At 48.5% G+C, this 6,000-nt stretch carries 7 protein-coding genes and 1 tRNA gene; 4 read left to right on the forward strand and 4 right to left on the reverse strand.

Features of this window, described 5'->3' with window-relative positions; genetic code table 11:
- Window positions 1-119 precede the first annotated feature (119 nt).
- Both MKR94_RS10055 and MKR94_RS10060 read left to right on the forward strand, forming a co-directional pair.
- Complete coding sequence (locus MKR94_RS10055; protein ID WP_241646784.1) at window positions 120-314, forward strand: nitronate monooxygenase; 195 nt, start codon at window positions 120-122, stop codon at window positions 312-314.
- Between the two features lie 108 nt (window positions 315-422).
- A complete protein-coding gene (locus MKR94_RS10060; RefSeq protein ID WP_241583444.1) occupies window positions 423-590 on the forward strand; it encodes a nitronate monooxygenase in 168 nt (55 codons plus the stop codon).
- A gap of 95 nt (window positions 591-685) precedes the next feature.
- On the opposite strand, the gene umuC is transcribed toward MKR94_RS10060, so the two are convergent.
- The 4 genes from umuC to msrA all read right to left on the reverse strand — a co-directional run bounded on the left by umuC (window position 686) and on the right by msrA (window position 3,366).
- Window positions 686-1,948: a translesion error-prone DNA polymerase V subunit UmuC gene (gene umuC / locus MKR94_RS10065; protein WP_241583454.1), complete on the reverse strand. Its 1,263-nt coding sequence runs from the start codon at window positions 1,946-1,948 to the stop codon at window positions 686-688.
- Window positions 1,948-2,370 (reverse strand): translesion error-prone DNA polymerase V autoproteolytic subunit, encoded by a 423-nt coding sequence (umuD, locus tag MKR94_RS10070; protein ID WP_241583456.1) that lies wholly within the window; start codon window positions 2,368-2,370, stop codon window positions 1,948-1,950. Before umuD ends, umuC begins: the two co-directional genes overlap by 1 nt.
- A 236-nt stretch (window positions 2,371-2,606) precedes the next feature.
- Window positions 2,607-2,694 (reverse strand) — tRNA-Ser (locus MKR94_RS10075).
- 138 nt (window positions 2,695-2,832) lie between these two features.
- Window positions 2,833-3,366 (reverse strand): peptide-methionine (S)-S-oxide reductase MsrA, encoded by a 534-nt coding sequence (gene msrA / locus MKR94_RS10080; RefSeq protein WP_241646774.1) that lies wholly within the window; start codon window positions 3,364-3,366, stop codon window positions 2,833-2,835.
- 278 nt (window positions 3,367-3,644) lie between these two features.
- On the opposite strand from msrA, the gene otsB reads away from it, so the two are divergent.
- Both otsB and otsA read left to right on the forward strand, forming a co-directional pair.
- Window positions 3,645-4,409, forward strand: a complete 765-nt coding sequence (otsB, locus tag MKR94_RS10085) for a trehalose-phosphatase (protein ID WP_241646775.1) — start codon at window positions 3,645-3,647, stop codon at window positions 4,407-4,409.
- A gap of 1 nt (window position 4,410) precedes the next feature.
- Complete coding sequence (gene otsA, locus MKR94_RS10090; RefSeq protein ID WP_241646776.1) at window positions 4,411-5,790, forward strand: alpha,alpha-trehalose-phosphate synthase; 1,380 nt, start codon at window positions 4,411-4,413, stop codon at window positions 5,788-5,790.
- Window positions 5,791-6,000: the final 210 nt, after the last annotated feature.

Here is a 6,000-nt window from a genome sequence, read left to right on the forward strand (position 1 = left end):
GCGGGAGGGCATGGTGCGAGTACCTTTCAGAGCATTTTACGTAATTTGGACAGGCTGTTTCTAGATAACTTCTCGCCCCTTATGCCTCCTTTACTGACTCGCCTGAGTTACTGGAGGTTATCCCTGCTACCCGCCCAGCGGTCGTCAGTTTTCACTTTGGTCTACCGCCTAAGTTTATCTTGCGAGCCTTACAGCATACGAAAGTCCCTGACTGGGCGAGTGTCGGACGACTTAGTGAGGCACTCTATACCCAACAGCAGGGATGTTCAGCGATCATTACGCAAGGGATGGAAGCGGGAGGGCGAATTACTTAGCGGTTAAAGCAAGGGGCGGGCGCCGCACAATTGGGAATCGCCTTTATTGCTTGCCGGGAGTCTGCCGCCAGCGATTAGCTAAGACAACGTTTATTCACGACGAATGGCATGCCAATTACTGATATGATTTCTGGCCGCCCCGCCCGTGGGGTTATGGGGCGTTGGCAGCAAGAGATCGATCGCCCGTTACGCCCAGCACATGCCGACTATCCTTATAGTTACGCTCTAGCCAAGCAGTTGGATAAGGTCGCCAGTGCGCAAGGCGTCACCGATTAGCAAGTCTGTTGGGCTGGCACGGGGGTAACGGCATTATGGCCCTTGGATGCGTTCCCCTTAATGCAAACGCTTATTGCTGAACTCAATTAGGCTTCTTACTTTACCCAGGGTAAGTCTTGGTAACGGGTGGTGTAAGCGGGGGACAATTTTTCTCGCTTCATCGCCCAAGGTTTCTGAATTCCTTGTCCTGCAAACCAAATTGTTCCTCTGCTACGTTGATTGATCCCATCAACAACTTGCATTAATGCGTCGCTATTCGCGTGAGGAGCGAGTGGATCAAAAAGATTAAGCTGCGCCACACCGTGCTGAAAAAAATCACCTAAGAAAATACCTGCCTTCATATAGCGAGGCCCCTCCCGCCAAATTTGGTCAAGTAAATAGAGCGCCAGCCGCACGATATCGCGCGTATCTTGGGAAGGGGTAAGGAGTTGACCGGTGAGTTGATTGGCATAATACACTTCGCCCACAGCATGTGGGCTGGTACGGATAAAGACGCCCACCTGTCGGCAATACTGTTTCTCCCCGCGTAATTTCTCGGCAGCCCGCACCGCATAATTACAGACTGCCTCACGCATCTGCACGTAGTCAGTGATGCGCTGGGAAAATGAGCGGGAACAGAGGATCTGCTGCTTTACTGGCGCAAACTCTTCTAGGGCTAAGCAGGGCTCGCCGCGCAGTTCACGTACTGTCCGTTCAACAATGACCGAGAAAGATTTACGGATAAACTGAGTATCTTGTTGGGCAAGATCCGCGGCAGTATAAATGCCGAGCTGTGCGAGTTTTTTACTGAGCCGACGGCCAATGCCCCAGACTTCCTCTACTGGCACTAGCGGCAGCAATTTTTTTTGCCGTTGTGGCGAGGAGAGATCAACCACACCTGCGGTCTTAACCCATTTCTTTGCAGCATAATTGGCGAGTTTTGCCAAAGTCTTAGTGGGGGCAATGCCGACACCTACCGTCAGGTGTGCTTCGTTTTTGATGCGCTGGCGTACCTGCTGACCATACTGTTCCAACGAGCAACATGCCGCCATACCGGTAAGGTTAAGAAAAGCCTCATCGATTGAATAGATTTCGACATGTGGTGCCATCTCTTCGAGGAGTGTCATCACGCGATGGCTCATGTCCGCATATAAGGCGTAATTGGAGCTAAAGACCGCTATTTTTTGTGGGTAACTTTGCTGTGTCAGTTTGAAATAGGGTTCTCCCATCCGAATATTCAGCGCTTTGGCTTCCGCGGAGCGAGCGATAACACAGCCATCATTGTTACTTAGCACCACCACCGGCTTACCGCGGAGATCGGGACGAAAAATCGTTTCGCAGGAAGCATAGAACGCGTTGACATCCACTAAGGCGAACATTAGGGATTCAGCGTTTTGATAACATGCTTGACTACACCAAAAATGTCGAATTGGTCGACATCATCGATAGGAATGGCGGCGTAGGCGGAGTTTAATGGTAAGAGGTGCAGGGTGGGCTTTAGCATCAGTTGCTTGACAGTAAACTCTCCCGCTAAGGAGGCAACGATAATATCGCCCTGCTTAGCGGTTAACGCACTGTCGACCACCAGCATATCTCCCTCACTAATCCCGCCATCAATCATCGAGTCTCCGCTGACTTTAACAAAATAGGTTGCGCTGGGATGGCTGATAAGCAGTTGGTTGAGATCGATTCGTTGCTCAACATAGTCCAGAGCAGGGGAGGGAAAGCCGCAAGGAATACGACTAATAAATAAAGGGAGCTCAAGAAGCGCACGAATACGTGCAGGTTGATAACATAGCATTGTCATCTCTCAGATTAATACTGTAAATATATACAGTATCTTCAATTTACTGAAAGGTGCAAGACCCAATCGTACAGATTTTGGTAACGTTATGATGAGAATGAATATTTAGGGAATCTCGGACGCAGAGGGGAAAAATAGACATAAAAAAACCCAGTGCTACTAGCACTGGGTTTAGTCATTAGCATGAAAGTGCTAATGGGGGAAAAGAGTGATCATCACTCTTTTGCAGAATATGGCGGTGAGGGAGGGATTCGAACCCTCGATACGTTGCCGTATACACACTTTCCAGGCGTGCTCCTTCAGCCACTCGGACACCTCACCAAATTGTTTGTTAAGCTTTGCAGCGCTAACGGGGCGCTACTATAGGGAGTCGCCCCGCAACGGTCAAGTACTATTTCACGCTTTTTACTTATTCGCTTAAGGGCTGAGCGACTCGGCGGAATGTCGTACTTTTTCAGCTTAATCCTTAACCCGATCTGCAAATTTCTTACGTAACTTCTGTAGTTTAGGTGGGATTACCGCCATACAGAAACCATTGTTTGCCCCAACGCGATCCCAGTAATCTTGATGATAATCTTCAGCGGGGTACCACACCGTAAAGGTTTCAATCGTCGTAACGATAGGTTGCGAGTGATCCTGCTGGGCGAGTTTGATCGCGTGTTCAGCAGTCTGCCGTTGTGCCGCATCCAGCGGAAAAATAGCGGAACGGTATTGTGTACCGATATCGTTACCTTGGCGATTAAGCTGGGTCGGATCGTGGGTCGCGAAACTCACTGCGAGGAGATCGGCATAGCTAATCTGCTCGGGATCAAACCCAATACGTATAGCTTCGGCATGGCCAGTCGACCCGCTACAGACTTGTTCATACGTTGGATCTGTTGATGCGCCGCCGGTATAACCACTTTCGACAGACGATACCCCTTTCAAGCTTTGAAAGACGGCTTCCGTACACCAAAAACAGCCGCCTGCAATGATTGCATATTCAGTTGCCATATAGACCTCATAATTAACGTCATTTTTCACGTCCCTAGAGTAGCGGAATGTGTTCACGGTGACCATGAGCAGATTGTGCAGTCGGAGCTGTTATAGCGTATTACTTAGGTAACTTTCTGATTCGCCCCGCAATCGTCAAGATTGAGTCTATACTTAGTAACATTAATGAATCACATAATATTCTTAATTGTTACATTTTTATAACGTGTTGAGGGTGGTTATACCATGTACCGAGTGTGCACCTCACCGCGATGCGCAACCAGAAAAAGCGAGTATTTATGAATGAATCGCGGCAACAATGCCGACAAAACGACTACGCATTTTTTTTCGATATCGATGGTACGCTAGCCAGCCTTCAAGCAACGCCAGAAGCCGTCTCAATACCCGTTTCGGTCATTACTGATCTTAAGCAATTAACCCAACAATTAGGGGGTGCGGTCGCCTTTGTCTCGGGGCGGCCGTTAAGTCAAATTGATGCGTTAACGCAACCGCTGCGTGGGGCGGCGGCCGGTATTCACGGCGCCGAAATCCGCGCATTCAACGGTGAACTGACGACCACGCTTGCCGACGCACAGCAGCTTGGCGAGATCGAACAGCAACTGTCGCGCGAAATCGCCGCATTGCCTGGTGTACGATTGGAAAAGAAAGGCATCGCCTTTGCCTTACATTACCGACAAGTGCCTAGCGCCCAGCAGGTATTACAACACCTTGCGGATGACATTGTTAAGCGCTATCCCGATTTTAAAGTTCAAGCAGGAAAATGCGTGTGGGAAATTAAACCGCGCGCATGCGATAAAGGCAAGGCGATAGATTTCCTTATGCAAACCCCTCCTTTCAAGGGCCGCATTCCGGTTTTTTTGGGTGACGATGTCACGGACGAAGCCGGCTTCCAATCTGTCAATCGGCAACAGGGTATTTCCATCAAAATCGGTAGCGGTGAGAGCGAAGCGACCCAACGAATCAATGATGTAACAGCGCTATATCAATGGCTAAGAAAGCTCGCAAACAATAACGTTAACTTAGATAAAATGAGGCGTGTATAGCATGGGTAGATTAGTTGTTGTCTCCAACCGTATCGCACTCCCTGACCACAGCAAAAATGGCGCTGGTGGGCTGGCCGTCGGGCTACTGGATGCTCTGCAAGAGCAGGGTGGACTCTGGTTCGGATGGAACGGAGAGATCAGCAAGATCACCGGAGAAGAGGAACCTCTACAGATCGAGCAAGATAAAAATATCACCTATGCGGCCTGCTCACTGACCCAAAACGATTACGACCTTTATTACAGTCAGTTCTCCAATACGGTGATTTGGCCCGCCTTCCACTATCGCCTCGATCTTGTTGAATATCAGCGTGAGGCTTGGGAAGGCTACTTACACGTCAACGAACTGTTAGCGACTAAACTTTTCCCACTGCTGCAACAAGATGATGTGGTATGGGTACACGACTACCATTTACTCCCTTTTGCTGCAGCACTGCGTGAGCAGGGTAGCCAGCATCCGCTGGGATTTTTTCTGCATATTCCTTTTCCTGCCCCTGAAGTATTAATGGCGCTGCCTGACTATCAAGAAATATTACGCTTAATGACCGCCTATAATTTATTAGGCTTTCAAACCGAGCGTGATGCGAAAGCGTTCTTAGCCGCGATTGCCCATGAAACGGAATTAGTGACGCAAGAAGAGGGGGTCTATCAGGCCTACGGTAATACCTTCCATGTCCACGATTACCCAATTGGTATTGATCCCGATAGTATTCGTAAACTGGCAGAAGGACCCTTACCACCGAAAATGCAGGCGATTCGACAAGAGTTGGGCGATGCCAAAAATATCATTGCGTGCGAGCGTTTGGACTATTCAAAAGGGATCCCAGAGCGCTTTCTTGCGTACGAAAGCTTTTTAGAAAAATACCCCGAGCACCGCGGGAATATCCGTTACACGCAGATTGCGCCGACCTCACGCGGCGAGGTGCAAGCCTACCAAGCGATACGCCATCAGCTTGAAACAGAAGCAGGAAGGATAAACGGGAAATACGGTACCATGAGCTGGACGCCTCTCTATTATCTCAATCAGCACTTTGACCGCCGTCTATTAATGAAGATTTTCCGCCTGACCGATATTGCGTTGATCACGCCGCTACGTGATGGAATGAACTTGGTCGCCAAAGAGTATTTGGCTGCGCAAGACCCGGAAAATCCCGGTGTACTGATTCTATCAAAATTCGCTGGGGCCGCTTGTGAGCTGACCGAGGCGTTATTAGTGAATCCTTATGATCGCGATGAAGTCGCGAAGGCTATTTTACATGCCACAACCATGACAAAAGAAGAACGGGTTCGCCGGCACGCTATCATGATGGAGACCCTAAGTCATCAGACAATTACCCGTTGGCGTGAGACATTTTTAGACGATTTATATAAAATATCGGGATAAAAAACCCTGATGTTTTCCTCTTCCTCCATCATTTAGGGGGGAAGAGAACAAGAAGGAATAAGTTGAAAAAATCTTAATAATTTTGATGCAGAGCGATAATTAGTATAACTTTTACTTTATAGTTTTAAGCGTTATGGTCGCCCATGCTATTTTTTAAAAAACCCAAATCCAATATTTCGTTATGTTATAAACAAAATAGGAACATAAACG

The sequence above is a fragment of the Rosenbergiella metrosideri genome (assembly GCF_022602565.1).
GTDB lineage: Bacteria > Pseudomonadota > Gammaproteobacteria > Enterobacterales > Enterobacteriaceae > Rosenbergiella > Rosenbergiella metrosideri.